Origin of the sequence: Ancylobacter sonchi (assembly GCF_018390695.1) — a bacterium.
GTDB classification, from domain to species: Bacteria; Pseudomonadota; Alphaproteobacteria; order Rhizobiales; family Xanthobacteraceae; genus Ancylobacter; species Ancylobacter sonchi.
In genome coordinates this window covers 118,246-134,198 of the sequence record NZ_JAHBGF010000033.1, presented here as the reverse complement: position 1 = coordinate 134,198, position 15,953 = coordinate 118,246, and the positions used below count along the sequence as shown (strand labels likewise).

Sequence of the window (15,953 nt, the reverse complement as noted above, 5' to 3'; positions counted from 1 at the left end):
GCCGGCACCGCCTACGCCGTCCGGGTCGACGTGCCGTCGCTGGTTCTGCAGCGCCGGCACGAGCGGGCGACCGAGCGAACGCCGGCCACCCGCACGGACGGTTTGATCAAGAGGCAGCGACAATCGTCTCGGCCGCCGGCGATGGCAGCCGCGGCGGCAGTTCGAGGCCGAGACGCTCCCTCAATGTCGCGCCCTCGTAGTGCGAGCGGAAGATGCCCTTCCGCCGCAGCAGCGGCACGACATGATCGACGAAGATTTCAAGGCCGTCGGTCACCACATCCGGCATCAGATTGAAGCCGTCGGCGGCACCGGCGAGGAACCAGCGCTCGATGTCGTCGGCAAGCTGCTCCGGCGTGCCGACGAACAGTCGGTGGCCGGTGCTGCCGCCGAGGATGCGCACCAGATCGCGCACCGTCAGCCGGTCGCGGCGCGCAAGCGCCAGCGTGGCAGCGGAGAACGTCTGCATGCCGTCGGGCGGCACCACGAGATCGTCCGGCAGCGGCTTGTCGAGCGAAAGCCGTCCCGGATCGACCTGCAACAACCCGGCGACGCGGGCGACCGCGTAGACCGGATCGATCAGCTCTAACAGCTCCTGCTGTCGCCGACGCGCTTCCGCCTCGGTGGGGGCGAGCGTCGTGCCCAACCCTGGCAGGAAGACGATGGTATCGCGGCGTCCCAGCGCGCGGGCACGGGCGCGTATGTCGTCGGCGAAGGCGATCGCTTCCTCGGGCGTGTGCGCCACGGAGAAGATGGCGTCGGCATGCAGCGCGGCGAGGTGGCGCCCGTCATCCGAGCCCCCGGCCTGCACGACCACCGGCCGCCCCTGCGCCGAGCCCGGCACCGACAGCGGCCCGCGCACCCGGAAATGCCGGCCCCGATGCTCGATCGGATGAACACGCGAGACGTCGACGAAGCGCCCGCTCGCCTTGTCGCCGATGAAGGCGTCGGGCTCCCAGCTGCCCCACAGCGCCTTCACCACCTCGGTGAACTCGGCGGCGCGCTCGTAGCGGTCGGCATGCGCCCCCGCGCCGTCAAAGCCGAAATTGCGCGAGGCGCCGGAATCCGCGGTGGTGACGACGTTCCAGCCCGCGCGGCCATTGCTCACCAGATCCAGCGAAGCGAAGCGGCGCGCCAGATTGTAGGGATCGTTGTAACTGGTGGAGGCGGTGCCGATCAGCCCGATATGCGAGGTCGCGGCGGCGATGGCGGTGAGGATCACCGTCGGCTCCAGCGCGTTGAAAGGCCGGTATTCCGGCCGGTCGGAAAAGCTCGGCGTGTCCGCGAGAAACACGGCGTCGAATGTGCCACGCTCGGCGGTCCGGGCGGCGCGGACATAATGGTTGATGTCGAGGAAATCCCGCGCATCCGCCGCCGGCGCGCGCCAGGCGCCGCTGTGGAATCCGGAATTGAGGATGTTGATGTTGAGATGCAGGCTGCGCTCGCTCACGGTCGGTTCCTCCGTCGCGTTCAAAAGAAGCCGAGCGACGGCAGGCGGGTGCCGTTGATCTCGTAGCCGGCGACCGCCAGCGCCTTGTAGCTCGCCGGATTGTGCGAGGCGAGCGTACGGGCGTTGCGCCAGTGGCGGTCGAGCCCGCGCTCGCGCAGCGCCGCCGAGGCGCCGCCGACGTCGAACAGCGCCGTCGTCGAGCGCAGCGCCAGTTCGTCGACCACGATCTTCGCCTTGGCGGCGATCAGCGCGGCCTCATGGGCGAGCTCCTCCAGATCGGTCCGCCCCTCCTCGCGCGCCCTCGAGACGCGCTCGAGCGCGTCGGCGGCCGCCAGCACCGCGAGTTCGGCGGCGAAGGCATCGCCGGACAGCCGCCCGAAGGCCTGCAGAAGAATCGGGTCGTCGACGGTCCGCTCGCTCGGCGCGTAGTAGAAATTGCGGCCGCGCCCCTTCAGCAGGTCGGCGGCGTCGCGCTTAGCCGCCCGCAGGATGCCGACGATGATGGCGGTGACGTAGACCTGCGCCAGCGTCGAGGTGAACGGCAGCAGATAAGGCGGGTTGCCGCCGTCCGGCAGCACCTCCTGCGGCTCGACGGCGACATTGGAGAACACCGTCGTGCCGCTACCGGTGACGCGCTGGCCGATGCCGTCCCAGTCGTCGATGCGCTCGACGCCCGCACGGTCGGTCGGGATCACCACGGAAGTGCCGCCCTGCCCCGGGATGGTCGCCCGCACCAGCACGAGATCGGCGTAGAAAGTGCCGGTGCTGTAATATTTGCGGCCGTCGAGCCGGTGACCGGCGCCGTCGGGGGTCAGCAGCGTGCTGAAATCCGAGGCGCCGCCTGTCTGTTTGCGGTCCAGCTCGGTACTGGCGAGGCCGACGATCGCGCCACCCAGCACGGCACGGCGCCAGGCATCGCGTCGGACGTCCGGGCCGGTGGCGAGGAAGCGCTCGACGAACAGAAAATGGTTGCGGAAGATGTGCGCCACATTGGCGTCCGCCTCGGCGAGCCGGATCGCCTGCTCGATCACCTGCCGCAGCCCCGCGCCGCCGCCGCCTTCCTCACGCGGCAGGCTCAGCGCGCCGAAGCGCGCTCGCTTCAGTTCCTTCACCGCGTCGTGGGGATGGAGGCGAAGCCGGTCGCGCTCGGCCGCCCCTTCGGCGATGTGCCGGAAGATGACCTCGAGGGGATCCGCAAGGCTGTCGCTCACCGGAGCGGCGTTCGCGATCGAAGCGGCTGAAAGGATGGTGGTCATGTCATGCGGTCCCTTGAAACGGCGGACGTGCAGCGTCGCACCAATATTCTATATAATTTATATTTTTTATTGACAACTCACATGAACCACCTCCCCATAGGCCGGCCCCGGCAATCAGCGGGGCTGGAGTATTTTCCTATGACGGCCACCTTCGACTTTGATCGCCCGCTGCTGCTCGACGGTGGCACGGGCATCGAGCTTCTCAAGCGCCGCGTGCCGATCCTGACCGATCTCTGGTCCGCTACCGCCCTGCTGCTGGCGCCGCAGACCGTGCAGTCCGTGCATGCCGACTTCATCCGTGCCGGCGCCGACGTCGTGACCACCAACACCTATGGCATCCTGCGCGACCGCCTGACCGAGGGCGGCCTCGGTGAACGCTACGCGGAACTGAACCGCCTTGCCGGCGAACTCGCCAACCGCGCCCGCGACGAAGTCGGCAAGGAGGTGGCGATTGCCGGCAGCCTGCCGCCGCTGTCGCGCAGCTATCGTCCCGAGCTGGTGCTGCCTTTCGAAGAGCTGCTGCCGCGCTATCGCGAGCAGGCCGAATTGCTCGCCCCCTATGTCGATTTCTACATTTGCGAGACCATGTCGAGCTCGGCCGAGGCGCTGGCGGCGGCAACCGCCGCGGTCGAGATCGGCAAGCCGGTGTGGGTCGCCTTCTCGCTGCACGAGGATCATTCCGGCCGGCTGTGGAGCGGGGAAACCGTCACCGAGGCGGTCGAGGCCCTGGCGCACCTGCCCATCGCCGCCTTCCTCGCCAATTGCTGCCAGCCGGAGAGCATCGACGCCGCGCTCGGGGAGTTCGGCGCGCTCGGCAAACCGTTCGGCGCCTATGCCAACGCCTTCAAGCCCGGCCTCAACAAGCGCACCGGCTACAAGGACCGCAAGCTCGATCCCGGCAAATGGGAAGAATACGAGAACCAGTCGGCGCCGCTGCGCGACGACCTCCCTCCGCAGGTGTTCGCAGATCACGCGCGCCACTGGCGCGCCGGCGGGGCGCGCATCTTCGGCGGCTGTTGCGGGGCCAGCCCCGAACATATCGCCCAGCTCCGCTGGGTCGTCGACGAGATCGCCTCCTGACCCCGCCTCCCATCACGGATGACGTCCATGTCTGCTTTCGATCAGTTTCAGCCCTCGCGCCGTAGCCTCCTCGCCGGAGCAGCGGCGCTCGGTGGCTCCTTCGCCTTCGGCACTCCGGCCGTTCGCGCCGCCAACGGCGTGAAGACGCTGCGCATCGCCGGCGGTGCCGCCGATGGCCCCAACTCGACGCTCGACCCGGCCCTTACCGTCGGCAGCGGCGCCAATCAGGCCCGCATCACCCTGGTCTATGAGCGCCTCGTCACCCTCGACGAGAATTTCTCGGCCAAGCCGCAGCTTGCCGAATCCTGGTCCACCAACGATGTCGGCGATGTCTGGACCTTCAAGCTACGCCCGAACGTGACCTTCCACGACGGCGCGCCGTTCACCGCCGCGGATGTGCTGTTCACCTTCAACCGCATCCTCGATCCGGCGTTGGGTTCGCGCGCCGTCACCGTGCTCGGCGCCGTCGATCCGGCCAAGATCCGTGCCGTCGACGACCACACCGTCGAGTTCACGCTGCGCCAGCCGGTCGTGGAGTTCCCGCTCCAGCTCACCCACCGCCTCGCCAGCATCGTGCGGCAGGGGCAGACCACCGAGCAGCTCAAGACCACCGGCATCGGCACCGGCCCCTTCAAGGTCGAGCGCTTCGTGCCCGGCGAGGATCCCGGCATCTTCGTGCGGCATCCCGGCTATTGGCAGCCCGGCCGGCCGGGCGTCGACCGCGTCGAGGTCCGCACGATTCCCGAGGAAGCGGCCCGCATCGCCGCGCTGAGCTACGGGCAGGTCGACATCGTGCTGGAACTGCCGCTGGTCGGCCTCCAGCGACTGGAGAAGGACGCGAACGTCAAGATCGACACCACACGCTCCTCGCGCTGGTTCGGCCTCGCCGCCTTCTCGGACACCCCGCCCTTCGACGATGTGCGGGTGCGCCAGGCGCTGAAGCTTGCCGCCAACCGTGAGCAGCTGCTCAAGGCTGTCACCGGCGGGCGCGGCGTGGTGGCCAACGACCTTCCGGTCGGCCCGTGGCAGAAATTCGCGCTGCAGACCGAGCAGCGGAAGTACGACATCGCGGCGGCGAAGAAGCTTCTCGCCGATGCCGGCCACCCGAACGGCATCGATGTCGAGCTGCACACCTTCAACGGCACCGGCCTGTCGGAGCTTGCCGCTGCCTACAAGGCGCAGGCCGAGCCGGCCGGCATCCGCATCAACATCGTTACCTCGCCCTCGGCCGACTTCTGGACCAATGTGTGGCTCAAGAAGCCGTTCGTCACCACGTCGTGGGACGCCACCACGGTGGACGATGCGCTCACCCTGTCCTTCCTGTCGGATTCGAAGTGGAACGAATCCCATTGGTACAGCAAGGCCTATGATCAGCTGATCGCGCAGGCGCGCCTCACCGTGAACGAGGAGAAGCGGGCGGAGATCCTGGCGCGGGCGCAGGCGCTGCTGCGCGACGAGAGCGGCACCGTCATCCCGTTCTTCGTCGACACGATCAGCGGCAGCCGGACGAATGTGAAGGGCTGGAAGCGTCACCCGAAGCTCGAATCCCAGGATTTCTCGGGGATCACCATCGATGGCTGAGGTCGCCTCGCGCCTCAGCGGGGCGGATCCGGTGCTGCGGCTTGTCCTGCGCCGGATCCTTTTGTCGCTCGTCTCGTTCTTCGTGATCTCGGCGGTCATCTTCGCGGCCGTCGAGATTCTGCCGGGCGACACCGCGCAGCGCGCACTCGGGCGGGAGGCGACAGCGGAATCCGTCGCCATCCTGCGCAACGAGATGGGCCTGCATGATCCGGCCATCGTCCGTTACGGACGGTGGCTCGGCAACGTCGTGAAAGGCGATCTCGGCGTGTCGATGGTCTCGAAACGGCCGGTCGCCGACACGCTCGCCCAGCCTCTGCGCCACACATTCCTGCTCGGCGCCCTCGTGCTGGCCATCCACATCCCGCTGAGCCTGTTCATCGGTGTTTCCTGCGCGCTCACCCGCGACGGTCCACTCGATCTCGCCCTCTCGGCGCTGGTGCTCGTCGCCATGTCAGTGCCCGATTTCGTGATCGGCATATTCCTCATCGTCGTATTCTCGGTGGAGCTGGGTTGGCTTCCGCCGCTGGCGCTGATCGACCAGGCGAACTCCTGGACGGAGGCGCTGTGGATGCTGGTGTTGCCAGTCCTCGCGCTCAATGCCGCGATGACCGCCTATGTGGTGCGCCAGACCCGCGACTCGATGATCGAGGTACTCAATTCCGATTTCGTGCGCGTGGCGCGGCTACGCGGGCTGCCGCCGGTGCGGATCTTGCTCTCTCACGCGCTGCCGAGCGCACTCGGTCCGGCGATCAACGCCATCGCCCTCAACGCCGCCTGGCTGGTCGGTGGCATCGTGGTCGTCGAGGCGGTGTTCAACTATCCCGGCCTCGGCCGGCTGCTGGTCGAGGGCGTGCGCTTCCACGACGTCCCCATCATCCAGGCGATCGCCCTGATCCTGTCGGGCACGCATGTCGCGCTGAATCTCGCCGCCGACATCGCGACCACCCTGCTCAGCCCCAAGCTGCGGACGCAGACGTCATGAGCCCCGGCAAGCGTTTCGCCGAGCCTGTCGCGACCGTGCCGCTGGCGCCCGCCGGCGCGCGACGTCGCGCGGTCGGCGACTTTCTGGCGCGCCTCCCGCCTGCGGCCCGCCTCGCGCTACTGCTGCTCCTGGCGGCGGTGGCGGCCAGCGCCCTCGCGCCGTGGATCGCTCCGTTCTCGCCGATAGAAATCTTCGTCGGCTCCCCGCTGGAGCCGCCGTCGCTGGTGCACCTTCTCGGAACCGATACGCTCGGCCGCGACGTGCTCAGCCGCGTCCTCTATGGCGGGCGTACCGCCCTGCTGATGTCCGGCAGCGCCGCGGCGCTCACCGTGCTGGTCGGCGGCGGGCTCGGCCTGGTGCTCGGCTATTCCGGCGGCCTCGTCGACGAAATCGGCATGCGCGTTCTCGAAATCGTGGCGAGCATTCCTTCGGTCATCCTCGCTTTGCTGGTGGTCGGCGCGCTCGGTCCCAGCATTCCCGTCGTGATCGTCACGGTCGGGCTGCTCGCGGTGCCGAGCTCGACCCGCGTCGTGCGCGCCGCCGCGCTCGCTTTCGTGGCAGAGGATTTCGTGCTGGCGGCGAAAGCCCGCGGCGAGAGTCGCTTCGCCATCGCATGGCATGAGATCCTGCCGAATGTCGCCGGCACATTGCTCGTCGAGTTCGCCATCCGCACCGGCTGGGCGGTGATCCTCATCGGCGCGCTGGCCTTTCTTGGCTTCGGCGCCCCCCCGCCAACTCCCGATTGGGGCGCGATGATCAATGAGGGGCGCGGCGCGCTCGATGCCTCGATCTGGCCAGTGGTGGCGCCGGCCCTCGCCATCGCCGCGCTGGTGCTCACCGTGAATGTGCTGACCGACGGCATCGCCCGCGCGCTCGGGCCGGCCCGCTAGAGGAACGGGATCATGATCTCATCCGCCTTGCCATCCCCAGAGCCGCTGGTTGCCGTCGAGGGCCTCACGGTCGAATACCGGCACCAGACGGGCTGGCGGCCTGTCATCCGCGATCTCGATCTGCAGATTCATCGCGGCGAGGCGGTCGGCCTCGCCGGCGAATCCGGCTGCGGAAAGTCGACGCTGGTGTCGCTGTTGCTCGGCGAGAACCGTCCGGGCCGGCGCATCGCCGCAGGAGAAATACGGATCGAGGGCGAGGAGCTGTTCGGCCTGCCTGCCGCGCGGCTGCGCGCCCTACGCGGTCGCCATATCGGCTTCGTGCCGCAGAACGGCGGCACCAGCCTGACCCCGACGCGGCGGATCGCGACCCTGTTCGACGACGTCCTGCGTGCTCACCGCCCGGAACTCGACGCGCCGGCGCGCCGAGCTCGCGCCCATGCGCAACTGGCCGCCGTCGGCTTCCCCGATCCCGACGGCGCCCTCGTGCGCTTTCCCCACCAGTTCAGCGGCGGCCAGCAGCAGCGCATCGCGCTGGCGCTGGCGCTGGCCAGCGAACCCGGGCTCCTGTTGCTCGACGAGCCGACAACCGGGCAGGACGCGCAGATTCGGCGAGGATTGATCGAGCTCCTGTGGCAGATCCGCCGCCGCTCGAATGTGACCCTCGTCTTCGTCTCGCACGATCTCCTGACCCTCGCCGATCTCTGCGATCGCATCGATGTCATGTCGGAGGGACGGATCGTCGAGAGCGGTTCGGCCGCCGCCATTCTCCAGGCGCCCGCGCACGCCTATACGCGCCGGCTGGTGGCGGCGGTGCCGAGGCTCGACGAGCCGCCGCCCTGGCGCAATCGCGACCGGCCGGAGGCGGGCCGGCTCGATACCAACCATGGCGGGCTCGGCTTTTTCCGGGCCATCCAGCCATGAACGCGCTGTTTCCGGCCACCCATGCCGTGCCCTCGGAGCCCCGGCCCCTGCTGGCGATCGAGGGGCTGAGTGCACGCTATGGCCACCGGCGCCCCTTGTTCGGGCGTGCGCCGGCTGCGCCGGAGGTGCTGCGGCAGGTCTCGCTGTCGCTGCGGCCGGGCGAGACGCTCGCTCTGGTCGGCGAAAGCGGCAGCGGCAAATCGACTCTGGCGCGCATCGTCGCCGGCCTGCAGCCGTCCAGCGCCGGGCACGTCCTCTTCAGCGGCGGCGCGCTCCCGGCGCTGGCGCAGCAACGTTCCGTCGAATTGCGGCGGCAGATACAGATCGTGTTCCAGAATCCCGATGCCTCGCTGAACCATCGGCATCGCGTCGGACAGGCGATCCAGCGGCCGCTCGAACTGTTCTTCGACCTGTCGCGGGCCGAGCGCGAGCGCCGGGTCATCGAACTGCTCCACGCCGTGCGCCTGCCGGAGGATTATGCGTGGCGCTATCCGGCGCAGATCAGCGGCGGCGAGCGCCAGAGGGTTGCGCTGGCCCGCGCCCTCGCCGCCCGGCCACGGCTCCTTCTGTGCGACGAGATCGTGTCCGCCCTCGACGTCTCCGTGCAGGCCTCCGTGCTGGCGCTGCTCGGCACCATCAAGGCGGAGACCGGCTTGTCGCTGCTGTTCATCACTCACGATCTCGCGGTGGCGCGCTGGTTCGCCGACCGTATCGCCGTGCTCTATCGCGGCGAGCTGTGCGAGGTGGCACCGGTCGAGGAGCTGTTCGCCTCCCCGCGCCATCCGTACACGCAGGCGCTGCTCGCCGCCCATCGTCCCTCGACGCGACCGCCCGCCGCGCCGTCCCTCTAGTCGCGTCGTTCCCGGTGCAGGCGCCGCTCCAGCCACAGACTGTAGCGCGAGCCGCCATAGCCGAAGGCGAAATAGATCGCCGCGACGACGAGATAGGCCTCGTCGTAGAATCCGAGCCAGCTCGGATCGGCCGCCGAGGCCTTCGCGGCGTTGAGCAGGTCGAAGATGCCGATCACCGCCAGCAGCGAGGTGGCCAGCAGGAAGCCGATGGCCTGATTGACGAGGCCGGGAATGACCACGCGCAGCGCCTGCGGCAGGACGACGAGTTGCATGATCCGCCAATAGCCCAGGCCGAGCGTGGCGGCCGCCTCCCTCTGCCCCTCCGGCACCGCCTGCAGTCCGCCGCGCACCACCTCGGCGATATAGGCAGCCCAGAACAGAGCGATCATGATGATTGCGCGCAGGATCTTGTCCATCGACTGGCCGGCCGGCAGCGCCATCGGCAGGATCAGCATGGCGAAATACAGGATCGCCACCATGGGGATGCCGCGCATCAGCTCGATATAGGCGACGCTCAGCAGGCGCAGACCGGCCATGTTCGAACGTCGGGCCAGCGCCAGCAGTACCGCCAGCGGCAGCGCCGAGGCGAAGCACACCGCCCAGATGATCAGCGTCACCGGCAGGCCGCCCCACTGATTGGACGACACCGGCGCGATGAGACCCGGAAGTCCCGCCATCAGCAGCCAGCATGCGGCAATCACCGCAGGCCAGGCGATCGCCAGTTCCCGTCGCCAGAAGCGGGGCAGCGCTGTGGCGGCGAGCAGGCCGAGCATCAACACGCAGGCAAGCACCGGCCGCCATTGCAGCTCGGCCGGATAGAAGGCGAGCAGGATGAAGCGGATCTTGGCGGCGATGAAGGCCCAGCAGGCGCCATCTCCGGCACGGCAATCGGCGGCACTGCCGCTCCAGGTGGCGTCGATCACCAGCCAGCGCAGCAGGGGCGGCACGATGACGGCCAGCAGCGCCACGGTCGCCAGCGTGACAAGGCCGTTGAGCCAGGAGCCGAACAGCCCGCGCCGCAGTGTCGTCAGAGCGCGGCCGGGCGGGCGGGCCATGCGTCGCGGGACCGCGAGCTCGATCGCCGTCATGCCGGCGCCTCCCCGCGCAGGGCGATGCGGCGATTATAGAGGTTCATCAGCGCCGACACGCCGAGATTGATCGCGAGATAGACGAGGATCAGGATCAGCAGCGCCTCGAAGGCCTGCCCGGTGGTGTTGGCGGTGGTGTTCACGATGCTCACGAGGTCGGGATATCCAATCGCCACCGCAAGGCTCGAATCCTTGATGAGGTCGAGATAGTTCGAGGTGGTGAGCGGAGTGATGACCCTCAGCGCCTGCGGCAGCACCACCCGCCACATGATCTGTCCGTCGCGCAGGCCGAGCGCGCGGCCCGCCTCCCACTGGCCGGCGCGCACGGACAGGATGCCCGCGCGCACGACCTCGGAGATGGCGGCCGAGAATTTCACCGTGAGGCCCGCGAGCAGCGCCGCGAATTCCGGCGTCAGGCTGGCGCCGCCGCGAATGTTGAAGCCCGCCAGCGCCGGCACCTCGACGGCGACCCGCGCACCCGCCAGCAGCAGGATCGCCGCAAGGGCAATAAACGTCGCCACTCCCGAGACGAGCACCCGGCGCGGCGTGTTCGTCGCCCGCCGGCGACCGCTCCACAAATGGACGATCCATGCACCGAGGACGAGGACGACCGTCGCCATGCCCCACGCCGGCAGCCCGTCCACGACAGGACGCGGCACGAACACCCCGCGATTGGTCAGGAACACCGCATCGAACAGCACAAGCGCCTGCCGCGGGCCGGGCAGCGCATGGGCCAGCGCGACCCACAGGAACAGCTGCAGCAGCAGCGGCGTGTTGCGCACGATTTCCACGTACCAGCGCACGAGGCCGGACAACAGCAGATTGCCCGAAAGCCGCGCGACGCCAAGCGCCACGCCCAGCACGGTCGCCAGCACGCAGCCCAACGCCGCGACCTTGAAGGTGTTTAGCAGGCCGGCAAGAATGGCGCGCGCATAGGTGTCGCCGGCGCCGAAGGCGATCGGGCTCTCGCCGATCTCGAAATTGGCAGCGCGATCGAGGAAGCCGAAGCCGGGGCTGATGCCGATACGGGCCATGCTCGCCACCGTGTTGGAGGCGAGCATGTAGAACAGCGCAATGACGGCGAGAAAGACCGCGACCTGCGCAAGTGGTCGCGGTCCCCACCATGCCGCGAAATCCCTTAGCGGCCCGGCCTTCGCAAAGGCCGGGACCGTCTTGCTGTCGTCTGTCACCGGACGATCAGCGGAACGGCGGCGAATAGAGCAGCCCGCCCTTCGTCCAGAGGTTGTTGTAGCCGCGCTCCCAGCCGAGCGGCTTCAGGTGCCGGTCGAAGATCTCGCCGTAGTTCCCCACCGTCTTGATGATGGTGTAGGCCCATTTCGGGTCGAGGCCGATGGTCTCCGCCAGCGAGGGATCGACACCGAGGAAGCGCTTGATCGCCGGGTCGTCCGACTTCAGGAACTCGTCGACATTCTTCGAGGTGATGCCCCATTCCTCGGCCTGGATGGTCACGTTGACGGTCCAGTTGACCAGTTCCAGCCACCGGTCGTCGCCACCGGCGATGGCGGGAGCGAGCGGCTCCTTGGACAGGCGCTCGGGCAGCAGGATGTAGTCGTCCGGCTTCTTCAGCTGGGTGAGCTTGCCCACGAGGTCGGAGGAATCCTGCGTGATGGCGTCGACGCGCCCGGCCTCGAGTGCGGCAATGAACTCGCTGGTGTCCTCGATCGTCACCGGGGTGAACTTGTGGCCGCTCTTGCGGAAGAAGTCGGCGATGTTCAGTTCGCCGGTCGTGCCGCTCTGCACGCCGATGGTGGAGCCGTCCAGTTCGGCGGCGGTCTTCACGCCGGTTTCCTTGCGGGCGAGGATCGCCTGGCCGTCATAGAAGATGGTCGGGCCGAAATGGAAGCCCAGCTTCAGCGCGCGGCTGATGGTCACCGTCACGCCCGACAGCAGCACGTCGAATTCGCCGGACTGCAGTGCCGGCAGGCGCTGCTGCGGCGAGGAGGAGGTGAACTGGGCCTTCTCCGGGTCGCCGAACACGGTGATCGCCAGCGCGCGGCCATAGTCGATGAAGAAGCCCTGCCACTTGCCGTTGCTGTCGGGGGCGAAGAATCCCGGCGTGGTGCCGACGCCGACCTTGATGACGCCGCGCTCCTTGATCTTATCGAGCGTCGGTCCGGCGAAGGCGGCGCCCGAGGTAAGGCTGGAGGCCGCGATGAGCGTGGTGGCGACAAGCGCGCGCCAGCCGCGAGGAGAGGAATGCACTGCCATGATCGATCCTTGGGTTGGAGATCGGGCCGCCAGCCCCGGCCCGGAACCCGGAGCGGCGCTGGCGGCAATACGGGTTTCAGGAGAGACGTGCGGCTGGGAATCAGGCGGCCCGCTCGGTGTGCGCTCGATCGGGGAACGGCAGGTCGTAATGGTCGCGCAGCGTGGTGCCCTCATAGTCGCGGCGGAACAGCCCGCGCCGCTGCAGGATCGGGATGACGCCGTCGACGAAGTCCTCCAGCCCGCCCGGCAGATAGGCCGGCATGAAATTGAAGCCGTCGGCGGCGCCGGCCTTGAACCATTCCTCGATGCGGTCGGCGAGCTGATCGGTGCTGCCGACGAAGGTCTGGTGGCCGCGCGCCCCGGCCAGTCGGTGCAAGAGCTGGCGGATGGTCAGCTTCTCCCGCTTGGCAAGCTCGATCACCAGCGCGGTGCGGCTGCGATGGGTCTCCACCGTCTCGGCGTCGGGGAAGGCCTCCAGCGGCACCGGCGCGTCGAGCGGATAGGAGGAGAGATCGACGCCGCTGAACTGCCTGAGCTGGCGCAGGCCGTATTCCGGCACGGTGAGCTCGTTCAGCTCCTGCGCCAGCTTCTTCGCCTCGGCTTCGGTGCCGCCGATGATCGGGCTGATGCCGACGACGATCTTCACATCGTCCGGATTGCGGCGGTTCTCCGCCACCTGCCGCTTCAGCTCGCGATAGAAGGCCTGCCCGTCCTCGAGCGTGCGCTGGGCGGTGAACACCACCTCGGCATGGCGGGCGGCAAAGGCAACGCCGGTCTCCGACGAGCCGGCCTGGATCAGCACGGGCCGTCCCTGCGGCGAGGGCGGCACGTTGAGCGGGCCGCGCACCTTGAAGAACTCGCCCTCATGCACGACCGGCCGGATGCGGCTGGTATCGGCATAGATGCCGGCCTCGCGGTCATCCACGATGGCGTCGGCGTCCCAGCTGCCCCACAGCTTCTTCACCACCGTGACGAAATCCTCGGCGCGGCGATAGCGGTCGCGGTGGGCAAGCACGCCATCGAGCCCGAAATTGCGCGCCGCGTTCTCGCTGCTGGTGGTGACGATGTTCCAGCCGACCCGGCCGCCGCTCAAAAGGTCGAGCGAGGCGATCTTGCGCGCGACGTTGAACGGCTCGTTGAAGCTGGTCGAGATGGTGGCGGCGAGGCCGATATTCGTCGTTACCGCGCTCAGCGCCCCGTGCAGCGCCACCGGATCGAGCTGCTCGACCGGCCGCAGCTTCACATTGTCCGACAGCGACGGCGAGTCGCCGAAGAACACCGCGTCGAGCTTGCCGCGCTCCGCGATGCCGGCAACCTTGCGCTGATAGTCGAGCGAGGTCAGCCGCACCGGCTCCGAACGCGGATGGCGCCAGGCGCCCTCATGGTTGCCGCCGGTCGAGACATGGACGTTGAAATGCAGCTGGCGGGGACGTGAGCTCATGGGTCACCTGTTGAACTGGGCCGGAGGCGATGTGCGGCGCTCAGGCATTGGAGGTGGGCGTCCGCCAGCGCGACAGCCGGCGCTCGGCGGTCACCAGCAGCTGGTTCACCGCCAGCCCGATCAGGGCGATGGTGAGGATGCCGGCATACATTTTCGGGATCAGGAAATTGAACTGCGCGTAGTTGATCAGGTAGCCGAGCCCGCGCGTCGCCCCGACCATCTCGGCAGCGATCAACACCAGGATCGAACTCTGGGCGGCAAGGCGGAAGCCGGTAAACACCGAAGGCACCGCCGAGGGCAGGATGATCTTGGCGAAGATCGCCGGGGCCGAGAGCGCCAGCGAGCGCGCGGACTTGATCAGCAAGGGATCGACGCTCTTCACCCCGCTGATGGTGTTGAGCAGGATAGGGAAGAAGCAGGCGAAGGTAACGATGCCGATCTTCGAGGCCTCGCCGATGCCGAGGAACAGGATGAACACCGGCAGCAGCGCCAGCGCCGAGGTGTTGCGGAAGAATTCCAGCGCCGAGGTGAGGAAGTCGCGCACCCGCGCATACCAGCCGATCACCAGCCCCAATGGCACCGCCAGCGACACCGCGAGGCCGAAGCCGATCACCGAGCGGATCAGGCTGCCGGCGATGTGGTTCTGCAACTCGCCGCTGCGCAGCATCTGGACGATAACGCCAAGCACCTGCGTGAAGGGGGGAAACCACACCCGGTCGACCAGCCCCAGCCGCGGCAGCAGCTCCCACAGCGCGAAGACGGCGACCAGCGACGCCGATTTCCAGGCGAAACCGCCCAGCACGCGTAGCCCACCGGACAGGCGCGCGGCGGACGCCCCCACCGACAGCCTGCCGCGATCCTCATCCGTTGCGATGATCGACATCGGCCTCTCCCTCCGGGCGCGCCCCGCGGGGCGTCACTCGCCGCCCTTCCAGTAGGGGTTGAACGCGTTGGAATAGACCTTGGACAGCTCGAGCGCCTTGGCATCGACCTCGCCGCGCGAGTTGAGCCAGTCGACCCACATGGCGAAGTCCTGCTTCTTGATCCAGCCGCCCTCGGTCTCGATGCCGAGGCTCTGCCAGTACTTCAGCGGGGCCAGCCCCTCGCCGCGTCCCTTGCTCGCCAGATATTTCGAATAGACCTCGATCACCTCGGCGCGCTTGTCCTCCTTCTCCTTCTGCTGGCTCCAGGCGATGGCGCGGGCGATGGCGGAGACGAGGTGCTTGGTGGTGTTCGGGTTCTTGGCGATGAAGTCGTTGCGCAGCACGCCGGTATTGTCGTTGTAGCTGCCGAACAGGTCGACATTGCGCGCCAGCGCCTTGATGCCGCCGCGGGCGATCGCCGCGTCGCGGAAGGTGAAGCCGAGGCTGGCGGCGCTGATCTGACCGTTGCGCAGGGTCTGCTCGACATTGGGGGTGGGCAGCGGCACGAAGGTGACCTGCTTGATCTCCTCCGGGGAGAGGCCGCCCTTGGCGAGATAGATGCTGCTCACCGCCTCCTGGTTGGCGCCGAGCGTGTTCACGCCGATCTTCTTGCCGATCAGGTCGCGGGCATTGTTGATCTTGCCGTCGTCGAGCGCGTAGAGGCCGGGCGAGGTCAGCTCGTTGGTGCCGCGCCAGCTCACCACCGAGGTCAGCGGCGCGCCGGCGGCGACGATGTTGAGCACCGCACCGTTGAACGCCGAGGCGATGTCGACCTGGCCGGTGGCCGCCGCCTGCAGATTGGCCGGCCCGCCCTGCACGTCGCCGACCCGCTCCAGCGTGATCGGCGCGAGATAGCCGAGCGCATCGGCGAGCTCCAGCGGGCTGATGTCCGCGCCCGTCGACGACTGATAGCGGATCACCTTGGTTTCGAGCCCGTCCGCCGCTCTGGCCGGCGCGATGGAGAGGGCGGCCGACGCCGTGAGCAGTGCCGTGGCGCTCGCCGCGAGGAAGAGGCGGCGGCTGTGGGTGAAGCGCATCGTTGGTGCTTTCAGTTGGAGGAGGCGGTCTGCGGACGCTCGCGCGGAGGCGTCGGATCGGACCAGAATGTCGGGGCCACGGGCGCGCGGGCGCGGGCGATCTCGCTGCGCATGAGATCCCAGATCTCGTGCCGGTAGCGGGCGAAGTCGGGATGCGAGCGGATGTCGGCGTCGAGATCGGCGCGCGGCAGGTCGACATCGACCATCGCCTTGATGCGCCCCGGCCG

Annotated in this window: 14 protein-coding genes and 1 pseudogene; 6 read left to right on the top strand and 9 right to left on the bottom strand. The window is 68.4% G+C overall.

From position 1 onward, the window contains the following. Positions 1 to 106: 106 nt before the first annotated feature. Positions 107 to 1,447, bottom strand: coding sequence for an LLM class flavin-dependent oxidoreductase (locus tag KHC28_RS20220; protein WP_214010175.1), 1,341 nt, complete (start codon positions 1,445 to 1,447; stop codon positions 107 to 109). Between the two features lie 20 nt (positions 1,448 to 1,467). Beyond that, positions 1,468 to 2,703 carry an acyl-CoA dehydrogenase family protein gene (locus KHC28_RS20215; RefSeq protein WP_214010174.1) on the bottom strand — a complete coding sequence of 412 codons (1,236 nt, stop codon included), beginning with the start codon at positions 2,701 to 2,703 and terminating at the stop codon, positions 1,468 to 1,470. A 138-nt stretch (positions 2,704 to 2,841) separates the two neighbouring features. Between KHC28_RS20215 and KHC28_RS20210 the strand changes: the two genes are divergently transcribed. The 6 genes from KHC28_RS20210 to KHC28_RS20185 are packed head-to-tail and all read left to right on the top strand — an operon-like array spanning position 2,842 to position 9,008. Beyond that, positions 2,842 to 3,783: a homocysteine S-methyltransferase family protein gene (locus KHC28_RS20210; RefSeq protein ID WP_214010173.1), complete on the top strand. Its 942-nt coding sequence runs from the start codon at positions 2,842 to 2,844 to the stop codon at positions 3,781 to 3,783. Positions 3,784 to 3,810: 27 nt separating this feature from the next. After that, a complete protein-coding gene (locus KHC28_RS20205; protein ID WP_214010172.1) occupies positions 3,811 to 5,364 on the top strand; it encodes an ABC transporter substrate-binding protein in 1,554 nt (517 codons plus the stop codon). Then, positions 5,357 to 6,346: an ABC transporter permease gene (locus KHC28_RS20200; protein ID WP_214010171.1), complete on the top strand. Its 990-nt coding sequence runs from the start codon at positions 5,357 to 5,359 to the stop codon at positions 6,344 to 6,346. Before KHC28_RS20205 ends, KHC28_RS20200 begins: the two co-directional genes overlap by 8 nt. Next, positions 6,343 to 7,236, top strand: coding sequence for an ABC transporter permease (locus tag KHC28_RS20195; RefSeq protein WP_214010170.1), 894 nt, complete (start codon positions 6,343 to 6,345; stop codon positions 7,234 to 7,236). The genes KHC28_RS20200 and KHC28_RS20195 overlap by 4 nt, the downstream gene beginning before the upstream one ends. A 12-nt stretch (positions 7,237 to 7,248) precedes the next feature. Further along, positions 7,249 to 8,157 carry an ATP-binding cassette domain-containing protein gene (locus KHC28_RS20190; protein ID WP_214010169.1) on the top strand — a complete coding sequence of 303 codons (909 nt, stop codon included), beginning with the start codon at positions 7,249 to 7,251 and terminating at the stop codon, positions 8,155 to 8,157. Next, complete coding sequence (locus KHC28_RS20185) at positions 8,154 to 9,008, top strand: ABC transporter ATP-binding protein (protein WP_214010168.1); 855 nt, start codon at positions 8,154 to 8,156, stop codon at positions 9,006 to 9,008. The genes KHC28_RS20190 and KHC28_RS20185 overlap by 4 nt, the downstream gene beginning before the upstream one ends. Here the strand turns inward: KHC28_RS20185 and KHC28_RS20180 are convergent. From KHC28_RS20180 to KHC28_RS20150, 7 genes and pseudogenes are all read right to left on the bottom strand, one after another. Further along, a complete protein-coding gene (locus KHC28_RS20180) occupies positions 9,005 to 10,096 on the bottom strand; it encodes an amino acid ABC transporter permease (protein WP_312893286.1) in 1,092 nt (363 codons plus the stop codon). The two genes, KHC28_RS20185 and KHC28_RS20180, sit on opposite strands and share 4 nt — an antisense overlap. Beyond that, positions 10,093 to 11,286: an amino acid ABC transporter permease gene (locus KHC28_RS20175; protein ID WP_312893285.1), complete on the bottom strand. Its 1,194-nt coding sequence runs from the start codon at positions 11,284 to 11,286 to the stop codon at positions 10,093 to 10,095. The genes KHC28_RS20180 and KHC28_RS20175 overlap by 4 nt, the downstream gene beginning before the upstream one ends. Positions 11,287 to 11,293: 7 nt before the next feature. Continuing rightward, a complete protein-coding gene (locus KHC28_RS20170; RefSeq protein ID WP_214010167.1) occupies positions 11,294 to 12,325 on the bottom strand; it encodes an amino acid ABC transporter substrate-binding protein in 1,032 nt (343 codons plus the stop codon). Between the two features lie 100 nt (positions 12,326 to 12,425). Continuing rightward, on the bottom strand, positions 12,426 to 13,766 hold the full coding sequence (locus KHC28_RS20165) for an LLM class flavin-dependent oxidoreductase (RefSeq protein WP_214010166.1): 1,341 nt from the start codon (positions 13,764 to 13,766) through the stop codon (positions 12,426 to 12,428). Positions 13,767 to 13,806: 40 nt separating this feature from the next. Beyond that, entirely contained in the window at positions 13,807 to 14,649 is an 843-nt protein-coding gene (locus tag KHC28_RS20160) for an ABC transporter permease (RefSeq protein WP_214010165.1), read from the bottom strand. Between the two features lie 33 nt (positions 14,650 to 14,682). Then, positions 14,683 to 15,726, bottom strand: a complete 1,044-nt coding sequence (locus tag KHC28_RS20155) for an ABC transporter substrate-binding protein (RefSeq protein WP_214010164.1) — start codon at positions 15,724 to 15,726, stop codon at positions 14,683 to 14,685. Positions 15,727 to 15,737: 11 nt separating this feature from the next. After that, positions 15,738 to 15,953: pseudogene (locus KHC28_RS20150) on the bottom strand (hypothetical protein); the annotation flags it as partial.

Coding starts and splice junctions, on each gene's coding strand:
- KHC28_RS20215 (WP_214010174.1), bottom strand. CDS start 2,703: ATGACCACCATCCTTTCAGCCGCTTCGATCGCGAACGCCGCTCCGGTG.
- KHC28_RS20210 (WP_214010173.1), top strand. CDS start 2,842: ATGACGGCCACCTTCGACTTTGATCGCCCGCTGCTGCTCGACGGTGGC.
- KHC28_RS20205 (WP_214010172.1), top strand. CDS start 3,811: ATGTCTGCTTTCGATCAGTTTCAGCCCTCGCGCCGTAGCCTCCTCGCC.
- KHC28_RS20200 (WP_214010171.1), top strand. CDS start 5,357: ATGGCTGAGGTCGCCTCGCGCCTCAGCGGGGCGGATCCGGTGCTGCGG.
- KHC28_RS20195 (WP_214010170.1), top strand. CDS start 6,343: ATGAGCCCCGGCAAGCGTTTCGCCGAGCCTGTCGCGACCGTGCCGCTG.
- KHC28_RS20190 (WP_214010169.1), top strand. CDS start 7,249: ATGATCTCATCCGCCTTGCCATCCCCAGAGCCGCTGGTTGCCGTCGAG.
- KHC28_RS20185 (WP_214010168.1), top strand. CDS start 8,154: ATGAACGCGCTGTTTCCGGCCACCCATGCCGTGCCCTCGGAGCCCCGG.
- KHC28_RS20180 (WP_312893286.1), bottom strand. CDS start 10,096: ATGACGGCGATCGAGCTCGCGGTCCCGCGACGCATGGCCCGCCCGCCC.
- KHC28_RS20170 (WP_214010167.1), bottom strand. CDS start 12,325: ATGGCAGTGCATTCCTCTCCTCGCGGCTGGCGCGCGCTTGTCGCCACC.
- KHC28_RS20165 (WP_214010166.1), bottom strand. CDS start 13,766: ATGAGCTCACGTCCCCGCCAGCTGCATTTCAACGTCCATGTCTCGACC.
- KHC28_RS20160 (WP_214010165.1), bottom strand. CDS start 14,649: ATGTCGATCATCGCAACGGATGAGGATCGCGGCAGGCTGTCGGTGGGG.
- KHC28_RS20155 (WP_214010164.1), bottom strand. CDS start 15,726: ATGCGCTTCACCCACAGCCGCCGCCTCTTCCTCGCGGCGAGCGCCACG.